Annotated in this window: 17 protein-coding genes; 11 read left to right on the top strand and 6 right to left on the bottom strand. The window is 71.7% G+C overall.

The window, feature by feature from the left end:
* The first annotated feature begins 120 nt into the window (after positions 1-120).
* Positions 121-576: a cyclic nucleotide-binding domain-containing protein gene (locus STRTUCAR8_RS04295; RefSeq protein WP_006374205.1), complete on the top strand. Its 456-nt coding sequence runs from the start codon at positions 121-123 to the stop codon at positions 574-576.
* A gap of 16 nt (positions 577-592) precedes the next feature.
* Here STRTUCAR8_RS04295 and STRTUCAR8_RS04290 read toward each other — a convergent pair whose 3' ends face one another.
* On the bottom strand, positions 593-1,894 hold the full coding sequence (locus STRTUCAR8_RS04290) for an MFS transporter (RefSeq protein ID WP_006374190.1): 1,302 nt from the start codon (positions 1,892-1,894) through the stop codon (positions 593-595).
* Positions 1,895-1,927: 33 nt separating this feature from the next.
* Positions 1,928-2,659 (bottom strand): TetR/AcrR family transcriptional regulator, encoded by a 732-nt coding sequence (locus tag STRTUCAR8_RS04285; protein ID WP_006374212.1) that lies wholly within the window; start codon positions 2,657-2,659, stop codon positions 1,928-1,930.
* A gap of 107 nt (positions 2,660-2,766) precedes the next feature.
* On the opposite strand from STRTUCAR8_RS04285, the gene STRTUCAR8_RS04280 reads away from it, so the two are divergent.
* Positions 2,767-3,984, top strand: coding sequence for a saccharopine dehydrogenase family protein (locus tag STRTUCAR8_RS04280; protein WP_006374193.1), 1,218 nt, complete (start codon positions 2,767-2,769; stop codon positions 3,982-3,984).
* A gap of 52 nt (positions 3,985-4,036) precedes the next feature.
* Here the strand turns inward: STRTUCAR8_RS04280 and STRTUCAR8_RS04275 are convergent, their stop codons facing one another.
* Entirely contained in the window at positions 4,037-5,461 is a 1,425-nt protein-coding gene (locus STRTUCAR8_RS04275) for a M1 family metallopeptidase (RefSeq protein ID WP_044471618.1), read from the bottom strand.
* A gap of 156 nt (positions 5,462-5,617) precedes the next feature.
* Here STRTUCAR8_RS04275 and STRTUCAR8_RS04270 point away from each other — a divergent pair, with 156 nt between their 5' ends.
* The gene (locus STRTUCAR8_RS04270; RefSeq protein WP_006374219.1) at positions 5,618-5,989 is read left to right on the top strand and encodes a DUF488 domain-containing protein; all 372 of its coding nucleotides are present in this window, start codon (positions 5,618-5,620) and stop codon (positions 5,987-5,989) included.
* Between the two features lie 7 nt (positions 5,990-5,996).
* On the opposite strand, the gene STRTUCAR8_RS04265 is transcribed toward STRTUCAR8_RS04270, so the two are convergent.
* Positions 5,997-7,670: an FAD-binding dehydrogenase gene (locus STRTUCAR8_RS04265; RefSeq protein ID WP_006374185.1), complete on the bottom strand. Its 1,674-nt coding sequence runs from the start codon at positions 7,668-7,670 to the stop codon at positions 5,997-5,999.
* Between the two features lie 17 nt (positions 7,671-7,687).
* Entirely contained in the window at positions 7,688-8,329 is a 642-nt protein-coding gene (locus STRTUCAR8_RS04260; protein ID WP_006374224.1) for a TetR/AcrR family transcriptional regulator, read from the bottom strand.
* Between the two features lie 126 nt (positions 8,330-8,455).
* On the opposite strand from STRTUCAR8_RS04260, the gene STRTUCAR8_RS04255 reads away from it, so the two are divergent.
* From STRTUCAR8_RS04255 to STRTUCAR8_RS04245, 3 genes are all read left to right on the top strand, one after another.
* A complete protein-coding gene (locus STRTUCAR8_RS04255) occupies positions 8,456-9,082 on the top strand; it encodes an alpha-ketoglutarate-dependent dioxygenase AlkB (RefSeq protein WP_006374218.1) in 627 nt (208 codons plus the stop codon).
* 91 nt (positions 9,083-9,173) lie between these two features.
* Positions 9,174-9,914, top strand: coding sequence for an MBL fold metallo-hydrolase (locus tag STRTUCAR8_RS04250; RefSeq protein ID WP_006374210.1), 741 nt, complete (start codon positions 9,174-9,176; stop codon positions 9,912-9,914).
* A gap of 54 nt (positions 9,915-9,968) precedes the next feature.
* Positions 9,969-11,219 carry a DUF4032 domain-containing protein gene (locus STRTUCAR8_RS04245; RefSeq protein WP_006374200.1) on the top strand — a complete coding sequence of 417 codons (1,251 nt, stop codon included), beginning with the start codon at positions 9,969-9,971 and terminating at the stop codon, positions 11,217-11,219.
* A 5-nt stretch (positions 11,220-11,224) separates the two neighbouring features.
* On the opposite strand, the gene STRTUCAR8_RS04240 is transcribed toward STRTUCAR8_RS04245, so the two are convergent.
* Complete coding sequence (locus STRTUCAR8_RS04240; RefSeq protein WP_006374201.1) at positions 11,225-12,097, bottom strand: universal stress protein; 873 nt, start codon at positions 12,095-12,097, stop codon at positions 11,225-11,227.
* A 63-nt stretch (positions 12,098-12,160) separates the two neighbouring features.
* On the opposite strand from STRTUCAR8_RS04240, the gene STRTUCAR8_RS04235 reads away from it, so the two are divergent.
* The 5 genes from STRTUCAR8_RS04235 to STRTUCAR8_RS04215 all read left to right on the top strand — a co-directional run bounded on the left by STRTUCAR8_RS04235 (position 12,161) and on the right by STRTUCAR8_RS04215 (position 19,177).
* Complete coding sequence (locus tag STRTUCAR8_RS04235; RefSeq protein ID WP_044471615.1) at positions 12,161-12,514, top strand: VOC family protein; 354 nt, start codon at positions 12,161-12,163, stop codon at positions 12,512-12,514.
* A gap of 100 nt (positions 12,515-12,614) precedes the next feature.
* Positions 12,615-14,291, top strand: coding sequence for an NAD(P)/FAD-dependent oxidoreductase (locus tag STRTUCAR8_RS04230; RefSeq protein ID WP_006374191.1), 1,677 nt, complete (start codon positions 12,615-12,617; stop codon positions 14,289-14,291).
* Entirely contained in the window at positions 14,288-15,766 is a 1,479-nt protein-coding gene (locus STRTUCAR8_RS04225) for an ATP-binding protein (protein WP_006374206.1), read from the top strand. Before STRTUCAR8_RS04230 ends, STRTUCAR8_RS04225 begins: the two co-directional genes overlap by 4 nt.
* Positions 15,763-16,113: a UBP-type zinc finger domain-containing protein gene (locus tag STRTUCAR8_RS04220; protein ID WP_006374177.1), complete on the top strand. Its 351-nt coding sequence runs from the start codon at positions 15,763-15,765 to the stop codon at positions 16,111-16,113. Before STRTUCAR8_RS04225 ends, STRTUCAR8_RS04220 begins: the two co-directional genes overlap by 4 nt.
* A 46-nt stretch (positions 16,114-16,159) precedes the next feature.
* Entirely contained in the window at positions 16,160-19,177 is a 3,018-nt protein-coding gene (locus tag STRTUCAR8_RS04215; protein ID WP_006374173.1) for a helix-turn-helix transcriptional regulator, read from the top strand.
* The last annotated feature ends 8 nt before the right edge of the window (positions 19,178-19,185 follow it).

Here is a 19,185-nt window from a genome sequence, read left to right as displayed (position 1 = left end):
GCCGAGGTGCCCGGCGCGTCCGCAACGGCTCAAATGGGTGTAGGGGAAGCCGCCGGATCCGGGCAGCGCGCTGTCGTGGCGGACGTCTTCCCTCCCGATCGCCGGTGAGGAGCCCTGCTCATGACCAAAGCGACAAAGCTGCTGACCGCCCTTCCCCCGCCGCGCCGTGAGCGTCTGCTCGCGCTCGCGACGGAGGTGTCCTTCCCCGAGGACTTCAGGATCTTCGAGGCGGGCGGCACCGCCGACCGCTTCTGGGTCGTCCGCTCGGGCGCTGTCTCCCTGGTCCAGCAGGTGACGCCGGTGCAGCGGGTGACCGTGGCCAGCCTCGGGGCGGGTGATCTGCTCGGCTGGTCCTGGCTCTTCCCGCCCCACCAGTGGGACTTCGGCGCCGAGGCATTCAGTTTCGTGCGCGCCTACGAGTTCGATGCCGCGTCGGTCCTCGAACTCTGCGAGGAGGAACCGGCCCTCGGGCTGCAGTTGGTGCGGGTCATCGCCGAGATCCTCGCCCATCGGCTGGAGCTGACCCGGGGCCGGCTGATGGAGCAGTTCTCCCCGCACAGGCGTGGGTCCGGGTGACAGGCCCGGTCCGGGCTCAGACGCGGTAGCGGCGCAGCGCCGGCATCGCGGCCGCCAGAGCCAGGGTGACGGCGACGGCCAGGAGTCCGCCGCCGGCGACGGCCGTGCGGGGGCCGAGGGCGGATGCCGTGGTGCCGTGCAGCAGGTCGGCCAGTCGGGGGCCGCCCACGACGACCACCGTGAAGACGCCCTGCATCCGGCCTCGCATCTCGTCGGTCGCCGCCGACAGCAGGATCGCCACCCGGAAGACGCTGGAGACCAGGTCGGCGACTCCGGCGACGGCCAGGAACGCCACCGCCACCCACAGGCTGCCGCTCAGCCCGAACCCCGTGATCGCCAGTCCCCAGACGACCACCGCGCCGATCACCATCCAGCCGTGCCGGCGCGCCCGCGAGAACGTGCCGGAGAACAGTCCGCCCAGCACCGCGCCCACGGGGATCGCCGCGAACATCAGGCCGAGGGCGAGTCCCTCCCCGTAGGGGGCGTACGTCTGGGCCGCCAGCTGGGGGAACAGGGCGCGGGGCATGCCGAAGACCATGGCGACGATGTCCGCGAGGAAGGAGAGCAGGAGCACCTTGTGCAGGGCGATGTAGCGGAAGCCGGCCACGATCTCCTGGGCGCCCGCCTTCCGGGTGGCCGCCGGCCCCGGCGGCAGCGCGGGCAGGCGGACGACGGACCACAGGGTGACGGACAGGGCGAGCGCGTCGATCAGATACAGCTCGGCGAGACCGACGACGGGTATCAGGGCGCCGGCGAGCAGCGGTCCCGCGACCAGGCCGGTCTGCATGACGGTCGTACCGAGGGCGTTGGCCGCGGCGAACTCCTCCTCGGGGACGAGCTGGGCGACGACGGCACTGCGGGCCGGTGAGTTCAGGCCGAAGAACGCCTGCTGGAGGGCGAGCAGGAGCATGAGGGTCGCCACCGAGTCGAGACCGACGAGCGCCTGGATCCAGAACAGCAGCGAGGTGACGGCGATGCCGGTGTTGGTGATCAGCAGCAGCTTGCGGCGGTCCATGCTGTCGGCGATGGCGCCGCCCCACAGCGCGAACACGACCAGGGGCACGAGCCCGGCCAGACTCGCGTAGCCGACCCACGCGGAGGAGCCGGTGATGTCGTAGATCTGCTTGGGCACGGCGACCGCGGTGAGCTGGCTGCCGACGGCGGTGACGGCGGTCGAGGACCACAGGCGGCGGTAGGCGGGGCGGCGCAGGGGCCGGGTGTCCATGGCCCAACGGCGCCCGGCCGGGCGGGGTTCCTCCGGGGGCGCGGCCGGCTGAGGGTCCGAGTCGTTGCCGGTGCTGTTGTCGCTGGGGTCCACGGGTGTCCTGGTTGCTCGTTACATCCAATCGGCTCAGCTTTCAATATCACAAGTACTCCCGGGGTCTTCTCCGGCGAGCGTCCGTGCGGCGCTGTCCAGCAGCATGTCGAGGGCCGTCGGATAGGCGCTGGCGACCATGCGGGCGGCGAGCAGCGGGGCCGCTTCGGCGATGCGGGGGTGGGTGGTGCGGGGCAGACGGGCGTAGGTCGAGCGCCACATGTCCTCGTCGGCGGTGAGGCTGGCGCGCGGCAGGGCCAGGGAGGCGGCGTCGAGGGCGGCGAAGGCCAGCGTCTGGTCGATGAAGGCGTGGTAGATCCGTACGGTCTCCGGCAGCGGGAAACCGGCGGTGCGCAGAACGTCGAGGATGGCCTCGTCGGCGGCCAGCTCGTTGGCGCGGCCCGTGACCCGGCTGGCGGTCAGGACGGCGGCCTGCGGATGGGCGACGTACACGGCGTGGACGCGCAGCCCGATGGCCCGCAGGTCCGCCGACCACTCCCCCGTGGGTCGCCAGCCGTGCAGCGCCTGGCCGATGAGGGCGTCACCGATGGCGAGGGTCAGATCGTCCATGCCCCGGAAGTAGCGGTAGAGGGTGCTCGGGTCGGCGTCCAGGGCGAGGCCCAGGCGGCGGGCGGTGAGGCCGGCACTGCCGTGTTCGCGGAGCATGCGCAAGGCGGTGTCGACGATCAGCCGCTCGGACAGCACGGTGCCGCCCCTCGTGGGACGGCGTCGCCGCCGCTTCTCCTCCGGCACGACCTGCTTCGGCACAGGCACCTCCCCGCGTCTCTTATGCCAACGCCATTGACCTTAGGTGACGGCACGGCGTTGGATCGGCGGACAACGGCGTCGGAACCTTTACAAAAGGGAGTTTTGCCATGCGTGTGCTACTCGTGGGAGCCGGCGGTGTGGGGACCGCGATCACCCGGATCGCCGCCCGGCGCTCCTTCTTCGACCTGATGGTCGTGGCCGACTACGACCCGGCGCGGGCCGAGGCCGCGGTCACGGCGCTCGACACCGGGGAGCGGTTCGTGGCGGAGCGGGTCGACGCGTCCGACGAGAGTGCGGTGGCGGAGCTGCTGGCCCGGCACGGGTGCGACGTGCTGCTCAACGCGACCGACCCGCGCTTCGTGATGCCGCTGTTCCGCGCGGCCCGCGCCGCCGGGGTCACCTATCTCGACATGGCGATGTCCCTGTCCCGCCCGCACGCCGAGCGGCCGCACGAGCTGTGCGGGGTCAAGCTCGGCGACGAACAGTTCGCTGCGGGCGACGAGTGGGCGAAGGCGGGCGCGCTGGCCCTGGTCGGCATGGGTGTGGAGCCGGGCATGTCCGATGTGTTCGCCCGGTACGCCGCCGACGAACTCTTCGACGAGATCGAGGAGATCGGTATCCGCGACGGAGCGAATCTCACCGTCGACGGCTACGACTTCGCGCCGTCCTTCAGCATCTGGACCACGATCGAGGAATGCCTCAACCCGCCGGTCGTCTACGAGTCCGGCCGAGGCTGGTTCACCACACCGCCCTTCAGCGAACCCGAGGTGTTCGACTTCCCCGAGGGCATCGGACCGGTGGAGTGCGTGAACGTCGAGCACGAGGAGGTGCTGCTCGTGCCGCGCTGGATCGACGCGCGCCGCGTCACCTTCAAGTACGGCCTGGGCGAGGAGTTCATCCAGACCCTCAGGACGCTCCATCTGCTCGGCCTGGACCGCACCGACCCCGTGACCGTCCCGAGCGCCGCAGGACCCGTCGCCGTGTCGCCCCGGGATGTCGTCGCCGCCTGTCTGCCCGACCCGGCGACACTGGGCGACCGTATGCACGGCAAGACGTGCGCGGGGACCTGGGTCAAGGGCACGAAGGACGGGGCGCCCCGCGAGGTGTACCTCTACCACGTGGTCGACAACCAGTGGTCCATGGCGGAGTACGGCTCCCAGGCCGTGGTGTGGCAGACGGCCGTCAATCCGGTCGTCGCCCTGGAACTCGTCGCCACCGGCGCCTGGTCCGGCTCGGGTGTCCTCGGCCCGGAGGCGTTCCCGGCGCGCCCCTTCCTGGACCTGCTGACGGCGTACGGCTCGCCGTGGGGCCTGCGCGAGCAGTGAGGTGCGCTCCCCGGGCCGAAACCCGGGGAGCCGGCGGTTCCACGGCGCGGTTCTACGGCGCGGAGGGCTTGCCCTTGGTGCCGATCCAGGTCAGGAACAGCTGGTCCAGATCCTTGCCGGAGACGCGCTCGGCGAGGGCGGTGAACTGGGCGGTCGTACCGTGCCCGCCCCGGTGCTCGGTCGCCCAGGTGCGCAGGATCTTGAAGAAGGCCGGGTCACCGACCGCCTTGCGGAGCTTGTGCAGGGCCATGGCACCGCGGTCGTAGACGGGCCTGTCGAAGATGTTCGCGCCGCTGCCCGGGTCGGCGGGCGGGAACGACCACAGATCGTCGTCCTTGGCCGTGGCGTACAGGCCGTCGAAGGTCTTCTGGGCGCTCGGGCCGCCGTGCTGCTCCTCGTACAGCCACTCCGTGTACGTCGCGAAGCCCTCGTTGAGCCAGATGTCCTTCCAGGTGGTGAGGGCGACGGAGTCGCCGAACCACTGGTGCGCGCTCTCGTGGACGACGGTGCTCAGGTCGGGTGCCCGGTCGTACACGGGACGGGTCTGTGTCTCCAGCGCGAAGCCGACCTGCGGGGCGCGGTCGACGATGGCTCCGGCGGCCTTGTACGGGTAGGGGCCGAAGAGCTTGGCCTCCCAGTCCAGGACGGACGGCAGTTTCTTCAGCACGGGCGCGGCGGCGGTGGCCTCGCGCGGGTCGACGGCGTTGTAGACCTTGATGCCGCCGCGCGTGGTGTACTGCTCGACCTTGAACTTCCCGACCGTGGCCGTGGCCAGGTAGGCGGCCATCGGCTCGGTCTGGCGCCAGCGGAAGGTGGACTTGCCGCCCGCTGTCTTCTGGCTCACGAGGACACCGTTGGCGACCGCGGTGCGTCCCTGGGGGACGGTGATCGTGAAGTCGTACGAGGCCTTGTCCTTGGGGTGGTTGTTGCCGGGGAACCAGCTCATGGAGCCCTGCGGTTCACCGGCGACGAACACGCCGTCGTCGGTGGCGATCCAGCCGTCCTTCGAGCCGTCCGGGTCGATGACGGCCTTGGGGACACCGGTGTAGGTGACGGCGACCTGGAACGTCTGGTTCTTGTTCAGGGCGCGGCGCGGGCTCACGATCAGTTCCTGCCCGGAGCGCCGGAAGCCGGCCTTCACGCGGTCGACGGTGAGGGCGGTGACCTTCAGGCCGCTGAGGTCGAGGTTGAAGCGGGTCAGCTTCTGGGTGGCGCGGACGGTGAGTACGGCCTTGCCGTCGAGGCGGCGGCTCACGGGGTCGTAGCGGAGGTTCAGGTCGTAGTGGGCGACGTGGTAGCCGCCGTTGCCGGACAGCGGGAAGTACGGGTCGCCGACGCCGGAGGTGCCCGTCGTCGCGGCTCCGGCGGGTGCGGCGGCGGCCAGCAGGGCCGCGAGAGCCACGGGCACCGTCGCGACGACGGCGTCACGGCGGAGGACTGCGGTGCGTCTGCCTGCGTACTTCCTGGGGGGTCTCACGCGAGCTCCTACGGTGATGGGTCTGATCATCTTCAGGTCTTTCACCCTAGAGGCGCCACCGCGCGGATTCCTCCTCCTTCTGGTCAAGTTGCGAGTCACCGAGACCGGCCACATCATTCTTTCGGCCCTCTTTCCCCGCCCCGCCGGAGGTTCACCGTGACCGTCCGCGTCCGTCGCGTCTACGAACCGCCCGAGCCGGACGACGGCGTACGCGTCCTGGTCGACCGGCTGTGGCCGCGCGGCCTGTCCAAGGACGCGGCGCGGGTCGACGAGTGGCCGAAGGCACTCACCCCGTCGACCGAGCTGCGCCGCTGGCACCACGCCCAGGAGGACACCTCCGACGCGTACGAGGAGTTCCGGCGCCGGTACGAGGCGGAGCTGGCCGCGCCCGAGGCGGCGGAAGCCCTGGACGCGCTGCGCGCGCTGGCCGGCGAGGGACCGGTGACACTCCTGACCGCCACCAGGTCCCCCGCGCGGAGCCACACCTCGGTACTGGTCGAACTGCTGTCGTCCGGAGGCGGGCAGTGAAGGAATCTCAGGCGGTCGCCCGGGCCGCCGCCCGCCCCGCCGCGCGGCCCGAGAACAGGCAGCCGCCGAGGAACGTGCCCTCCAGGGCGTTGTAGCCGTGCACACCGCCGCCGCCGAAGCCGGCGACCTCACCGGCCGCGTACAGCCCGTCGACGGGCTCGCCCGTCGCACCCAGCGCGCGTGAGTCGAGGTCCGTCTGGATGCCGCCGAGGGTCTTACGGGTCAGGGTGTGGAGTTTGACGCCGATGAGCGGACCGGCCTCGGGGTCGAGGATGCGGTGCGGGACGGCGGTGCGGCCGAGCCGGTCGCCGATGTAGCGGCGGGAGTTGCGGATGCCCTGGACCTGCGCGTCCTTGCTGTAGGGGTTGGCGATCTGGAGGTCGCGGGCCTCGATCTGGCGGCGCACCCGGTCCACGTCGAGGAGCGGCTTGTCGGTCAGCTCGTTCATCTTGACGACGAGTTGGTCGAGGGAGCCCGCGACCACGAAGTCCGCGCCGTGCTTCACGAAGTCGGCCACCGGGCCGGGGGCGCCCTTGCCGAGGATGCGTTCCTTGAGGAAGGCCTTGCGGTTCTTGGCCGTGATGTCGGGGTTCTGCTCGGAGCCCGAGAGGGCGAACTCCTTCTCGATGATCCGCTGGGTGAGGATGAACCAGGAGTGGTCGTGCTCGGCGATGTCCTCGGTGGTACGCAGGTACTTGAGGGTGCCGAGGGTGTCGTAACCGGGCAGGCAGGGGTCGGGCAGGCGGCGGCCGAGCGCGTCGAACCACATGGACGACGGGCCGGGCAGGATGCGGATGCCGTGGCCGGGCCAGATCGGGTTCCAGTTCTGGATGCCCTCGGTGTAGTGCCACATCCGGTCGCGGTTGACGAGGCGGACTCCGGCCTCGGCGCTGATGTCGAGCATCCGCCCGTCGACGTAGGCGGGCACACCGGTGACCATGTTGGCCGGCGCCGTGCCGAGCCGCTCGGGCCAGTAGCGGCGCACGATGTCGTGGTTGGCGCCGATGCCGCCGGTGGTGACGACCACGGCCTGGGCGGTGAGTTCGAAGTCGCCGATCCGCTCCCGGTTGGAGGCCACTCCGCGCGCGGAGGTGTCCTCGGCGAGGACCGTGCCGCGTACACCGCGCACGGCGCCCTCCGTGACGACGAGTTCGTCGACCTGGTGACGGTGGTAGAAGGTCAGCAGTCCGGCGCGGGACGCCTGCTTGGCGCTGAGGACGAACGGTTCGACGACCCCGGTGCCCGTGCCCCACGACACGTGGAAGCGGGGTACGGAGTTGCCGTGCCCGTGGGCGCGCAGGTCACCGCGCTCCGCCCAGCCGACCGTCGGCAGGAACGAGATGCCGTGACCGGCGAGCCAGGACCGCTTCTCCCCGGCCGCGAACTCGACGTAGGCGCGCGCCCATTTCACCGCCCAGGAGTCCTCGTCGTCGACGCGGTCGAATCCGGCGCTGCCCTGCCAGTCGCTCCAGGCGAGGTCGAAGGAGTCCTTGATGCCCACTCGCCGCTGTTCCGGGGAGTCGACGAGGAAGAGCCCGCCGAAGGACCAGAAGGCCTGCCCGCCGAGGTTGGCGGCGTTCTCCTGGTCGACGAGTGCGACCCGTCGGCCCTTGCTGGTCAGCTCGTGGGCCGCGACCAGTCCGGCGAGGCCGGCTCCGACGACGATGACGTCCGCATCCATGGCGATTGTTCCCTCTCTCATCCGCCGCTGCGCGCGGTCGGGTTGTCAGGGCCGTCGGTGAGCAGTGCGGTGAGCAGCTGCTTCAGCCACGCGCGCGCGTGCTCGACGTCCTTGTCCAGCAGCAGTTGGGTCGTGACCCCGTCGTACGCGGCGATCACCGCGTGGGCGGCGCCCTCGGTGTCACCGAGTACGACGGGCAGTTCGGTGTGTCCGGTGGCCCGGGCGAGTCGCTCCGCGACGGCCCGCCGCAGCCGCTCGCGGTGTTCCAGGAGGGTCTGGGCGACGGCCGGGATCCGGGCCGCGTGGACCAGGAAGTCGGTCTTGACCAGCAGCCAGTCCAGGTCGAGCAGCAGCACCTCGGTGACCCGGTCGACGGCCGCGGGGACGTCGAGACCCGGGCCGTCCAGGGCGAGGGCGCCCGCGACCTGGTCGGCGATCAGACCGGCGCGGTCCGTGTAGAGGGCGAAGAACAGTTCGTCGAGGCTGTCGAAGTTCGAGTAGAAGGCGCCCCTGCTGTAGCCGGCGGCCTCGCAGACCTCCTCGATGGAGACGCGCCCGAACCCCTTCGCGGCGAACACCGCGAAGGCGGCCTCCAGCAGGTTGGCCCGCGTCCGCACCCGGCGCTTGGTCACCCGCCCCGTCGTTCCCTCGACCGCCATGTCCGGCCCTCCGTTCGATACGCGAATGTATCCGATACATCGATGTATCCAAAGGGTTCGGAATGGATGGGATCCCGCCACCCCTAAATAGGAACGCATATTCGAATCCGGGAGTACGCTGATGCCATGACCGCGCATCTCCAGGGCTCCCTCTTCGACCAGACGGACGAGGTACGGCTCGGCTCCCTGGCCGGAATGCGCCGTACACCGCTGGGGCACGGCGCCTGGATCGACGAACTGCCCGGCTGGCTGCACGGAGCGGACGCCCTGTTCGAACAGCTGGCGGCCGAGGTCCCCTGGCGGGCCGAGCGCCGGAAGATGTACGACCACGTCGTGGACGTACCGAGGCTGCTGGCCTTCTACGGCGAGGGGGACGCCCTGCCGCACCCGGTGCTGTCCCGCGCGCGGGACGCGCTCGGCGCGCAATACGCAGCCGAGCTCGGGGAGCCGTTCGCCACGGCCGGGCTGTGTCACTACCGGGACGGGCGGGACAGCGTCGCCTGGCACGGGGACCGGACCGGGCGCGGTGCGCGCGAGAACACCATGGTCGCGATCGTCTCCGTGGGCACGCCACGCGACCTCCTGCTGCGGCCGGTGCGCGGCGGCGAGACGATTCGGCGCGCGCTGGGACACGGGGACCTGATCGTGATGGGCGGCTCCTGTCAGCGGACCTGGGAGCACGCCGTTCCCAAGAGCACACGCGCCACGGGCCCTCGCATCAGCATCCAGTTCCGGCCGCGCGGGGTGCGGTGAGACGCCGAGAGGTGAGCCCCGTCGTGATCCACTCCGGCGCCGTCTGCTTTGCTGTGCGTCATCCGGCAGCGAACTGCAGAACGGGAAGATCATGCGGGCAGACGTCCAGCAAGTCGCCGATGGCATTTACCTCGTACACGGGAGCAACACCAACTGGGTGATCCTCACCGAGGGGGACGCCGCCACCCTGATCGACACCGGATACCCCGGCGACCGGCAGCTGGTCCTCGACTCGCTGGCGCAGGTGGGCAGTTCACCGGAGGCGGTCGCGGCGATACTCGTCACGCACGCCCACAACGACCACATCGGCTCGGCCGAGTACCTGCGCTCCGCCTACGGCACGCCGGTGCTGACGCACGAGGCCGAAGTACCGCACGCGCGCCGGGACTTCCTGCACCAGGTGACGGTCGGGGAGGTGCTGAAGAACGGGTGGCGGCCGGGTGTGCTCCCCTGGGCCGTGCACGCGATCCGCTCCGGCGGCACCGCGCAGGTCCCGGTCGCCGAGCCGCTGCCGTTCCCGGAGGCGCTCGACCTGCCGGGCGGGCCCGTCCCCGTCCACACCCCCGGGCACACCGACGGGCACTGTGCCTTCCACCTCCCGGACGCCGGGGTCGTGGTCTCCGGTGACGCCCTGGTCAGCGGGCATCCGACCTCGCGGCTCAAGGGCCCGCAGCTGCTGCCGGACATGTTCCACCGCGAGCGCGCGCGTGCGCTGGCCTCCCTGGACCTGCTGGCGAAGCTCCAGGCCGACGTCGTACTGCCCGGGCACGGGCCCGTGCACCACGGCAGCGTGCTGGAGGCGGCCGGGCAGGCGCGGGAGCGGGCGCTGTGAGGCGGCGCTCTACAGTGAGGTGACGATCACCAGCAAAACGAGAACGGTCGAGCCATGGCATTGCAGATCAGCGCCACCAACCCCGAGCATCCCGCACTCCTGCTCGAACTGCCGTGGGACCTCCCCCTGGAGGAGTGGCCCGACCGCTACCTCGTTCCGCTGCCGCGCGGTATCTCCCGGCACGTCGTGCGCTACGCACGCGCCGGCGACGAGGTGATAGCCGTCAAGGAGCTGGCGGAACGCCCCGCCCTGCGCGAGTACGAACTGCTGCGGGACCTGGACCGGCTGGGCATCCCGGCCGTCGACCCCCTCGCCGTGGTCACCGGGCGGGTCACCGACGGGGGCGGCGCCCTGGAGCCGGTGCTGATCACCCGGCACCTCGGCGGCTCCATGCCGTACCGCTCGATGTTCGAGACGACGATGCGCCCGGCCACCATGCACCGGCTGATGGACGCGCTGGCCGTCCTGCTCGTCCGGCTCCACCTCGCCGGGTTCGCCTGGGGCGACTGCTCCCTGTCCAACACCCTCTTCCGGCGCGACGCGGGCGCCTACGCCGCCTACCTGGTCGACGCCGAGACGGGCGATCTGCACCCGCAGCTCAGCGACGGACAGCGCGAGTACGACCTCGACCTCGCCCGGGTCAACATCAGCGGTGAGCTGCTGGACCTGGAGGCGTCCGGGGCGTTGCACCCCTCCGTGGACCCGATCGAGTTCGGCATGGAGATCTGCGCCCGCTACCAGCGGCTGTGGCAGGAACTGACCCGGACCTCCGTCTATCCGGCGGGCAAGTACCACTACATCGAGCGCCGGATCCGGCGCCTCAACGAGCTCGGTTTCGACGTGGCCGAGATGCAGATCGAGCACTCGTCGAACGGCGACACCGTGACCTTCGTACCGAAGGTCGTCGACGCCGGTCATCACCAGCGGCAGCTGCTGCGGCTGACCGGGCTCGACACCGAGGAGAACCAGGCTCGGCGGCTCCTGAGCGACCTGGAGAGCTGGATGGCCACCCAGGACGACTACGAGCCGGGCGACCCCCTGGGTGCCAGCCCGGAGGTCCTCGCGCACCGGTGGGTGCGTGAGGTGTTCCGGCCGACCGTCCGGGAGGTGCCGCGCGAACTGCGGGGGAACGTGGACCCCGCCGAGATCTACCACCAGCTGCTGGAGCACCGCTGGTTCCTCTCCGAGCGGGCGCAGCACGACATCGGCCTGGACACGGCGGTCAAGGACTACATCGTCAACATCCTGCCCAAGGCCCGCCAGGCACTGCCCCTGCCCACGGACGAGGCCGCGCCGCCCGTCTGAGTCGGTCAGTCGTGCGGGACCACGGCCACCGGGCAGTGCGCGTGGTGCAGTACGCCGTGGGCGACCGAGCCGATCCGCGCGCCCACGGCCGAGCGGTGGGCGCGCCGCCCGACGACCAGGAGCTGGGCGTGCGGGGCCACCGAGAGCAGCACCTCACCCGCGCTGCCCATCTCCACCTGCTGGGTGACCGGCACCTCGGGGAAGCGTTCACGCCACGGCTCCAGCGCGGCGGCGAGCGCGTTCTTCTCGTACGGTTCCAGCCCCCCGGCCTCGTCGAGGAGCTTCATCGAGCCGGGGCTGTACGCGAAAACCGGCGGCAGGCTCCACGCGCGGACGGCACGGACGGCCGCGCCACGGGCCGCAGCCGCCTCGAACGCGAACCGCAGGGCCGGCGCGCTCTCCTTTGGGTCACCGTGCTGCCCGACGACGACCTCACGCCCGGCGGCCTCGTCGGAGGCGCGGTCCTCGGCGCGGACGAGGACGACGGGCCGCGTGGACTCGGCGATCACGTGCTGCCCGACCGAGCCGAGGAGGAACCCGACGACGGCACCGTGCCCGCGGGAGCCGAGCACCAGCATCTCGGCCTGCGCGGCGGCCTCGGCGAGCACGTGCGCCGCGCCGCCCTCGACCACGTCGACGGTCATGTCCAGCCCCGGATGGCGTTCGGCGACGCTCCTCGCGGTCTCGTCCACTCCTTCCCGCACCCACTGGTCGTGGGTCTCCCGGGTCCCGGCCCCGAACGCCTGGTCCGGCACCAGCTGCCAGGCGTGCACGACCCGCAGGGCGAGGTCCCGGCGGACGGCCTCGCGGGCCGCCCAGGCCAGCGCGGCGTGACTTTCGGACGTTCCGTCCACCCCTGCCGTGATCGGGCGCGTCATACGGTTCCCTCCCTGTCGTGATCATGGATGCGTACCGCGCCCAGTCTTCACTACGCTGCGCCCATGGCCTTGGAATGGGAACAAGTGATCGTGGACGCGGCGGACCCGGCGGCGCTGGGGCGCTGGTGGGCCGATGCGCTCGGCTGGGCGGTCGTCGACGACTCACCCGAGGAGTACGAGGTCCGGCCGACGCCGGACCGGCTTCCCGGCCTGCTGTTCGTACGCGTCCCGGAGGCGAAGTCCGTCAAGAACCGGCTGCACCTCGACTTCCGGCCCGACGACCAGCGGGCCGAGGTCGACCGTCTGCTGGCCCTCGGAGCGCGCCACGCGGACATCGGCCAGGGAGAGCAGCCCTGGACCACACTCCTGGACCCGGAGGGCAACGAGTTCTGCGTCCTCGGCGTGCGGAAGAGCTGACCGGAGCGAAGCGCGGCGATCGAACATACGATGGGCCGAAGGCGGCTCGGCACCCGGCCGGCGCCGCCCGGTGACTCGGACCACTCGGGGTGGGAGACGTATGGCACAGGCCGCGGACACAGCGCGGACCGTCATCATGACCGTGGACGACGACCCCGGGGTGTCCCGTGCCGTCGCCCGTGACCTGCGACGGCGCTACGGCGAGTCCTACCGGATCGTGCGCGCGGAGTCCGGCGAGTCCGCGCTGGAGGCCCTGCGGGAGCTGAAGCTGCGCGGTGACCTCGTGGCGGTGATCCTGGCCGACTACCGCATGCCCCAGATGAACGGCATCGAGTTCCTCGAACAGGCCCTGGACGTCTATCCGGGCGCCCGCCGCGTGCTCCTGACGGCGTACGCGGACACGAACGCGGCGATCGACGCCATCAACGTCGTCGACCTCGACCACTACCTCCTCAAGCCGTGGGATCCGCCGGAGGAGAAGCTCTACCCGGTGCTCGACGATCTCCTGGCGGCCTGGCGGTGCAGTGACTTCCGGCCGGTGCCGAGCACCAAGGTCGTCGGTCACCGGTGGTCGGCGCGCTCGACGGACGTGCGGGAGTTCCTGGCCCGCAACCAGGTGCCGTACCGCTGGTACTCCACCGAGGAGCCCGAGGGGCAGCGGCTGCTCGCGGCCTGCGGTCAGGACGGGCAGCGGCTGCCGGTGGTGATCACGGCGGACGGTACGGCGCTCGTCGAGCCGGAGGTGCCGGAGCTGGCCGCCCGGGTGGGGCTGGCGACGACACCGACGGCCGACTTCTACGACCTCGTCGTCATCGGCGGCGGACCGGCCGGGCTGGGCGCTGCCGTGTACGGAGCCTCGGAGGGGCTGCGTACGGTGCTCGTGGAGCGGTCGGCGACCGGCGGGCAGGCCGGGCAGAGTTCGCGGATCGAGAACTACCTGGGCTTCCCGGACGGGGTGTCCGGCGGCCAGCTCACCGACCGGGCGCGGCGCCAGGCCACCAAGTTCGGCGCCGAGATCCTCTCCGCGCGGGAGGTGACCGGCCTGGAGGTGAGCGGCGCGGCGCGACTCGTGCGGTTCGCGGACGGGTCGGCGATCGCCGCGCACAGCGTGATCCTCGCGACCGGTGTGTCCTACCGGCAACTGGAGGCGCCGGGCGCCACCGATCTGTCGGGCTGCGGGGTGTTCTACGGGTCGGCGCTGACCGAGGCCGCCGCCTGCCAGGGCCACGACATCTACATCGTGGGCGGCGCCAACTCGGCGGGGCAGGCGGCGATGTACCTGTCCAGGGGTGCCAAGTCGGTCACCCTGCTGGTGCGCGGAGCGGACCTCACCGCCTCCATGTCGCACTACCTGATCCAGCAGATCGCCGAGTCGCCGAACATCTCGGTGCGGGCCCACACGGTCGTCGAGGCCGCGCACGGCGGCGACCACCTGGAACAGCTGACGTTGCGCGACACGGCGACCGGGGAGACCGAACTGGTCGACGCGCAGTGGCTGTTCGTGTTCATCGGCGCGGCCCCACTGACCGACTGGCTGGACGGCACCGTGCTGCGGGACGAGCGCGGGTTCATCCTCGCCGGGCCGGATCTGACCGCCGACGGGCGGCCACCGGCGGACTGGGAGCTGGACCGGCCGCCGTACCACCTGGAGACCAACATCCCCGGCGTGTTCGTCGCCGGGGACGCGCGCGCGGAGTCCGCCAAGCGGGTCGCGTCCGCCGTCGGAGAGGGAGCCATGGCCGTGATGCTCGTACACCGGTATCTGGAGCAGTCGTGAGCGGCCGGCCGATGCCGTGCAGCACGGCGGAGATCAGCTCGCTGTTCCTGTTCGAGAAGCTGAACGCCGAGCAGCTCGGCAGGCTGTGCGCCGAGGGGCGGGTCGAACTGTTCGACCCCGGGCCGGTGTTCACCGAAGGCGACCCGGCGGCCCGCTTCTTCGTGATGATCGAGGGCACCGTCGTCATGTCGCGCCGGGTGGGCGGCGACGAGGTCGAGGTGAGCCGCACGTCCCAGCCAGGGGTGTACGCGGGGGCCATACAGGCGTACCTCGAGGACGGGAAACCACAGCGGTACATGAACTCGTTGCGGGTGTCGGAGCCGACGCGGTTCTTCGTCCTGCCCGCCGAATCGTTCGCGAACTTCATGCACGAGTGGTTTCCGATGGCGGTCCATCTCCTGGAGGGGCTCTTCCTCGGTTCCCAGACCTTTCAGCGGGCCGTCGGGCAGCGCGAACGGCTGCTGGCGCTGGGCTCGTTGTCCGCAGGCCTCACCCATGAGCTCAACAACCCGGCTGCGGCTGCCGTCCGGGCCACGTCGACCCTGCGCGACCGCGTCGCGCACATGCGGCACAAGCTGGGCATGATCGCCTCGGGCCACTTCCGGCCCGAGGACCTCAGGGCGCTCGTCGACCTCCAGGAGCGTACGGCCGAGCGGGTCTCCAAGGCGCCGGCACTGAGCCCGCTCGAAGCGTCCGACCGGGAGGACGAACTCGCCGACTGGCTCGACGACCACGGTGTCCAGAACGGCTGGCAGATCGCGCCGACCTTCGTGCAGGGCGGTCTCGACGTCGACTGGCTGGAGCAGATCGACGCGGCCGTCGACGAGCCGGAGATCCTGCAGAGTGCCATCGGGTGGCTCAACTACACGGTCGAGACAGAGCTGTTGATGTCCGAGATCGAGGACTCCACCACCCGTATCTCGCATCTCGTCGACGCCGCCAAGCAGTACTCGCAGCTGGACCGCGCCCCCTACCAGGTCGCCGATGTCCACGAACTCCTCGACAGCACACTGTTGATGCTCTCGGGCAAGATCGGTCCACAGGTCAAGGTCGTGAAGGACTACGACCGTTCGGTGCCGAGGATTCCGGCCTACCCGGCCGAACTGAATCAGGTGTGGACCAACCTGATCGACAACGCGGTCTCCGCCATCAAGTGCGGGGACGGCGAAGGCACGTTGACCGTGCGGACCTCGCTGGTGCACGACCGGCTGCTGGTGGAGTTCCGCGACACGGGGCCGGGAGTCCCGGCGGAGATCCGCGGCCGGATCTTCGACCCGTTCTTCACCACCAAGCCGGTCGGCGAGGGCACGGGGCTCGGGCTCGACATCTCCTGGCGGATCGTCGTCAACAAGCACCACGGTGACCTCAAGGTCGAGTCCGTACCCGGCGACACCCGCTTCCAGGTCCTGCTCCCCCTCACCGCCACCGACCCCGACCCGGCCGTGGGCTCCGCCCCGGCCCAGGAGCCCTCATGACCAAGGACACCGGAATCGACCCCACCGTCCCGCCCAGCGGGGCGGGTTGCGTCGAGTGCGACGCCGACGGCGGCTGGTGGTTCCATCTGCGGCGCTGTGCGCAGTGCGGCCACATCGGCTGCTGCGACGACTCACCCGCCAAGCACGCCACCGCCCACTTCCGGGAAACCGGCCATCCCGTGATCCGCAGTTACGAGCCCGGCGAGGCCTGGTTCTGGAACTTCGAGACGTCCGAGCTGTACGAGTCCGGCCCAGCCCTGGCTCCCCCGTCGAGCCACCCGGCGGACCAGCCCGTGCCGGGGCCGGCGGGACGCGTTCCGGCGAACTGGGCCGAGACGCTGCGCTGAGTCCTGTCCGGACAGGACTGTCAGCGGTGCGTGTCAGGATTGATCTGTGCCGCAGAACCTGTACAACACCCCACTCATCGGCCGGGACGACGAGCTGAGCCGTCTCGGCGGTGTGCTGGACCGTGCCCGTGTCCGTGAGGCCCGTGCCGTGCTCATCGCCGGGGACGCCGGGGTGGGCAAGACGCGGGTGCTGGCGGAGGCAGCCGGGCGGGCCTCGGACCGGGGGATGACCGTGCTCACGGGGCACTGCGTCGATCTCGGTGACGTCGGGCTGCCCTATCTGCCGTTCACCGAGATCCTGGGCGTACTGGCCGCCGACGAGCGGTTCGCGGAGGCGCTCGCCGCGCATCCCGTGGTCGGTCGGCTGCTCGGCGGCGGGGCCGAGGACGGGGTGCAGGACGCCGGCGGGCGGCTGCGGCTGTTCGAGGGGATGGCCGGGCTGCTGGCCGCCGTCACCGAGGTCGCCCCGCTGCTGCTCGTCCTGGAGGACCTGCACTGGGCCGACCAGTCGTCCCGGGACCTGCTGCGCTTCCTGCTCAGCCGGGGTGTGCTCCAGGGGTCCGCGGGCGGCGCGCCCGGACACCGGCTCGCGGTGTTCGCGTCGTACCGCGCGGACGACCTCCATCGCCGCCATCCGCTGCGCCCCCTCCTCGCGGAACTGGTCCGGCTGCCCGCCGTGGAGCGGCTGGAGCTGCGGCCGATGGCCGACGCCGAGGTGGCCCGGCTGGTGCGGGCCCTGGGCGAGGGGCCGCTGCCGGACATGACCGTCCGCCGGATCGTCGAGCGTGCCGAGGGCAACGCGTTCTACGCGGAGGAGCTGCTCGCGGCCACCGACGCGGAGTCGGGAGGCGTACCCAGCGGGCTCGCCGACGTTCTCCTCATCCGCTTCGAGCAACTGAGCGACACGGCCCAGCAGGTGCTGCGTACGGCGGCCGTCGCCGGGCGGCGCGTCGAGCACGAGCTGCTGAGCGACGCCGTCCGGCTGCCGGAGGACGAGCTGGAGTCGGCGCTGCGCGAGGCGGTCGGACGCCAGCTGCTCGTCCCCGGTGCGGGCGACACGTACTCCTTCCGGCACGCGCTCGCCCGAGAGGCCGTCTACGCCGATCTGCTGCCGGGCGAGCGATCGCGCCTGCACGGGGCCTTCGCCCGGCTGCTGGCCGGGCGGGGCCGCCCGGCCGAGAGCGCGGCGGAGCGGGCCCACCACTACCGGGAGAGCCACGACCTCGCCGAGGCGCTGACGGCGTCCCTGGAAGCGGCCGATCACGCCCATCGCGTCGGCGCGCCCGCGGAGGAGCTACGGCACCTGGAGGCCGCCCTCGACATGTGGCCGGCGGTGGACGCGGGCGCCCGTCCCACGGGCGAGGGCCTGGACACGGTGACGCTGATGCTGCGGGCGTCGGCCGCGGCCGCGCACGCCGGGGACTCGCACCGCGCGGTGTCGCTCACCCGGGCCGCTCTCGCCGGGGTCGGTCAGGACACGGACACCGAACTCGCGGCCCGCGTCCGCTATACCCTCGCCGACAACCTCATGAGCATCGACCACCTGGCGGCGGCGTTCGCGTACAGCAGTGAGGCACTCGCCCTGATCCCGGCCGAGCCTCCGTCGCGGACATGGGTGTGGGCGGCGGCCACCCATGTCATGGCGGCACGGCAGATGGGCGACAACGAGACAGCGCTGCGGGTGGCACGGCAGGCGCTCTCCGTCGCCGAGGAGCTGCAGGCCCTCGACGCGCAGGCCGACCTCATGATCTCCGTGGCCGGTCTCGAAGCGGGGGGCCGGCGCACTCCCGGGGCCCGCGAGCGGTTCCGGGAAGCCCGGGAACTGGCCCGGCGGGCGGGCTGTACACCGGTGGAGATGCGCGCGCTGTTCAATCTGGCGATCGGCTCCTTCGAGTCCGGTCTGCTGGACGAATGCCTGCCGTGGCTCTCGGAGGGCCTGGACCGCGCCCGCCGCGCCGGCCTCCTGTCCTCGCCGTACCCCCTGGAGATGCGCTATCTGCACTCCCTGGTGCTGTACACCCTGGGCCGGTGGGACGAGTGCGCCCGCGCGGCGGCGGCCGACACCGAGGTGCTGCCCGCGGCCGCCGGTTATGTGGCCGGGCCCTCGCTGTACGTGGCACTGGCACGCGGTGACCTGGGCGCCGTGGACCGCGCCTGGGCTCTCCTCGACGGCCCGTTCGACTGGATGGCCACGCTGGTCGCGAGCGTGGTGCTCACGGACGCCGCCGCCCTGGCGGGTGACCCCGAGGCGGCCGTGGAGCGCGTGCACAGCACGGTGAAGGCGCTCACCGACGACGCCGGGGCGCGTCCAGAGGTCGCGGTCCGGCTCGTCGCCCTCGCCCTGGCCGCCGTCGCCGACACTGTCGTCCAGCTCCGCCGGACCGGCGACGACGCGGGGACCGCGCGCTGGACGGACACGGCGGCCGAACTGCTGGAGCTGGCCCGGTCCCGGGGCGCGATCGGCCGCGACGGATCCCCGCAGGGCCCGGAGGGACACGCCTGGCTGGCCCGTGCCGAGGCCGAGTGGGCCCGGGCGACGGCCGGTCCCGAGACACCGGCGTGGGAGCGGGCGGTCACGGCGTTCGGCTTCGGCGATGTCTACGAACAGGCGCGCTGCCGAAGGCGGTTCGCCGAGGCACTGCTGGCGGACGGCCGCCGTGAGGAGGCGGCCACGCAGGCTCGCGCGGCCCGGGAGACGGCGCTGCGCCTGGGCGCCGCACCCCTGCTCCAGGCCGTGGACGCCCTGATCCGCCGCGGCCGGCTCACGGACCCCTCCCCCGCAGAGGGCACCGGCGCCGCCTCGGCTCCGGCCCCGCTCACCGCCCGTGAACAGGACGTCCTGCGGTTGCTCGCCCTCGGCCGCAGCAACCGTCGGATCGGCGAGGAACTGTTCATCAGCGGCAAGACGGCGAGCGTCCATGTCTCCAACATCCTGGCCAAGCTGGGCGCCGCGAGCCGCGGGGAGGCGGTGGCGGTCGCCTACCGGGAGGGCCTGATCCCACCGGCCTCGACGGCGGCGACCACGGCGGCGCCGACTCCGGAGCCGGCGCAGGAGCCACGCTGACACGAAGG

Source organism: Streptomyces turgidiscabies Car8 (assembly GCF_000331005.1).
Taxonomy (GTDB): Bacteria; Actinomycetota; Actinomycetes; order Streptomycetales; family Streptomycetaceae; genus Streptomyces; species Streptomyces turgidiscabies.
This window is presented reverse-complemented; position numbering and strand designations above follow the sequence as displayed.

Excerpts from the sequence above, each read along its gene's own strand:
- STRTUCAR8_RS04295 (WP_006374205.1), top strand. The coding sequence starts at position 121 with ATGACCAAAGCGACAAAGCTGCTGACCGCCCTTCCCCCGCCGCGCCGT.
- STRTUCAR8_RS04280 (WP_006374193.1), top strand. The coding sequence starts at position 2,767 with ATGCGTGTGCTACTCGTGGGAGCCGGCGGTGTGGGGACCGCGATCACC.
- STRTUCAR8_RS04265 (WP_006374185.1), bottom strand. The coding sequence starts at position 7,670 with ATGGATGCGGACGTCATCGTCGTCGGAGCCGGCCTCGCCGGACTGGTC.
- STRTUCAR8_RS04260 (WP_006374224.1), bottom strand. The coding sequence starts at position 8,329 with ATGGCGGTCGAGGGAACGACGGGGCGGGTGACCAAGCGCCGGGTGCGG.
- STRTUCAR8_RS04255 (WP_006374218.1), top strand. The coding sequence starts at position 8,456 with ATGACCGCGCATCTCCAGGGCTCCCTCTTCGACCAGACGGACGAGGTA.
- STRTUCAR8_RS04250 (WP_006374210.1), top strand. The coding sequence starts at position 9,174 with ATGCGGGCAGACGTCCAGCAAGTCGCCGATGGCATTTACCTCGTACAC.
- STRTUCAR8_RS04245 (WP_006374200.1), top strand. The coding sequence starts at position 9,969 with ATGGCATTGCAGATCAGCGCCACCAACCCCGAGCATCCCGCACTCCTG.
- STRTUCAR8_RS04240 (WP_006374201.1), bottom strand. The coding sequence starts at position 12,097 with ATGACGCGCCCGATCACGGCAGGGGTGGACGGAACGTCCGAAAGTCAC.
- STRTUCAR8_RS04235 (WP_044471615.1), top strand. The coding sequence starts at position 12,161 with ATGGCCTTGGAATGGGAACAAGTGATCGTGGACGCGGCGGACCCGGCG.
- STRTUCAR8_RS04230 (WP_006374191.1), top strand. The coding sequence starts at position 12,615 with ATGGCACAGGCCGCGGACACAGCGCGGACCGTCATCATGACCGTGGAC.
- STRTUCAR8_RS04220 (WP_006374177.1), top strand. The coding sequence starts at position 15,763 with ATGACCAAGGACACCGGAATCGACCCCACCGTCCCGCCCAGCGGGGCG.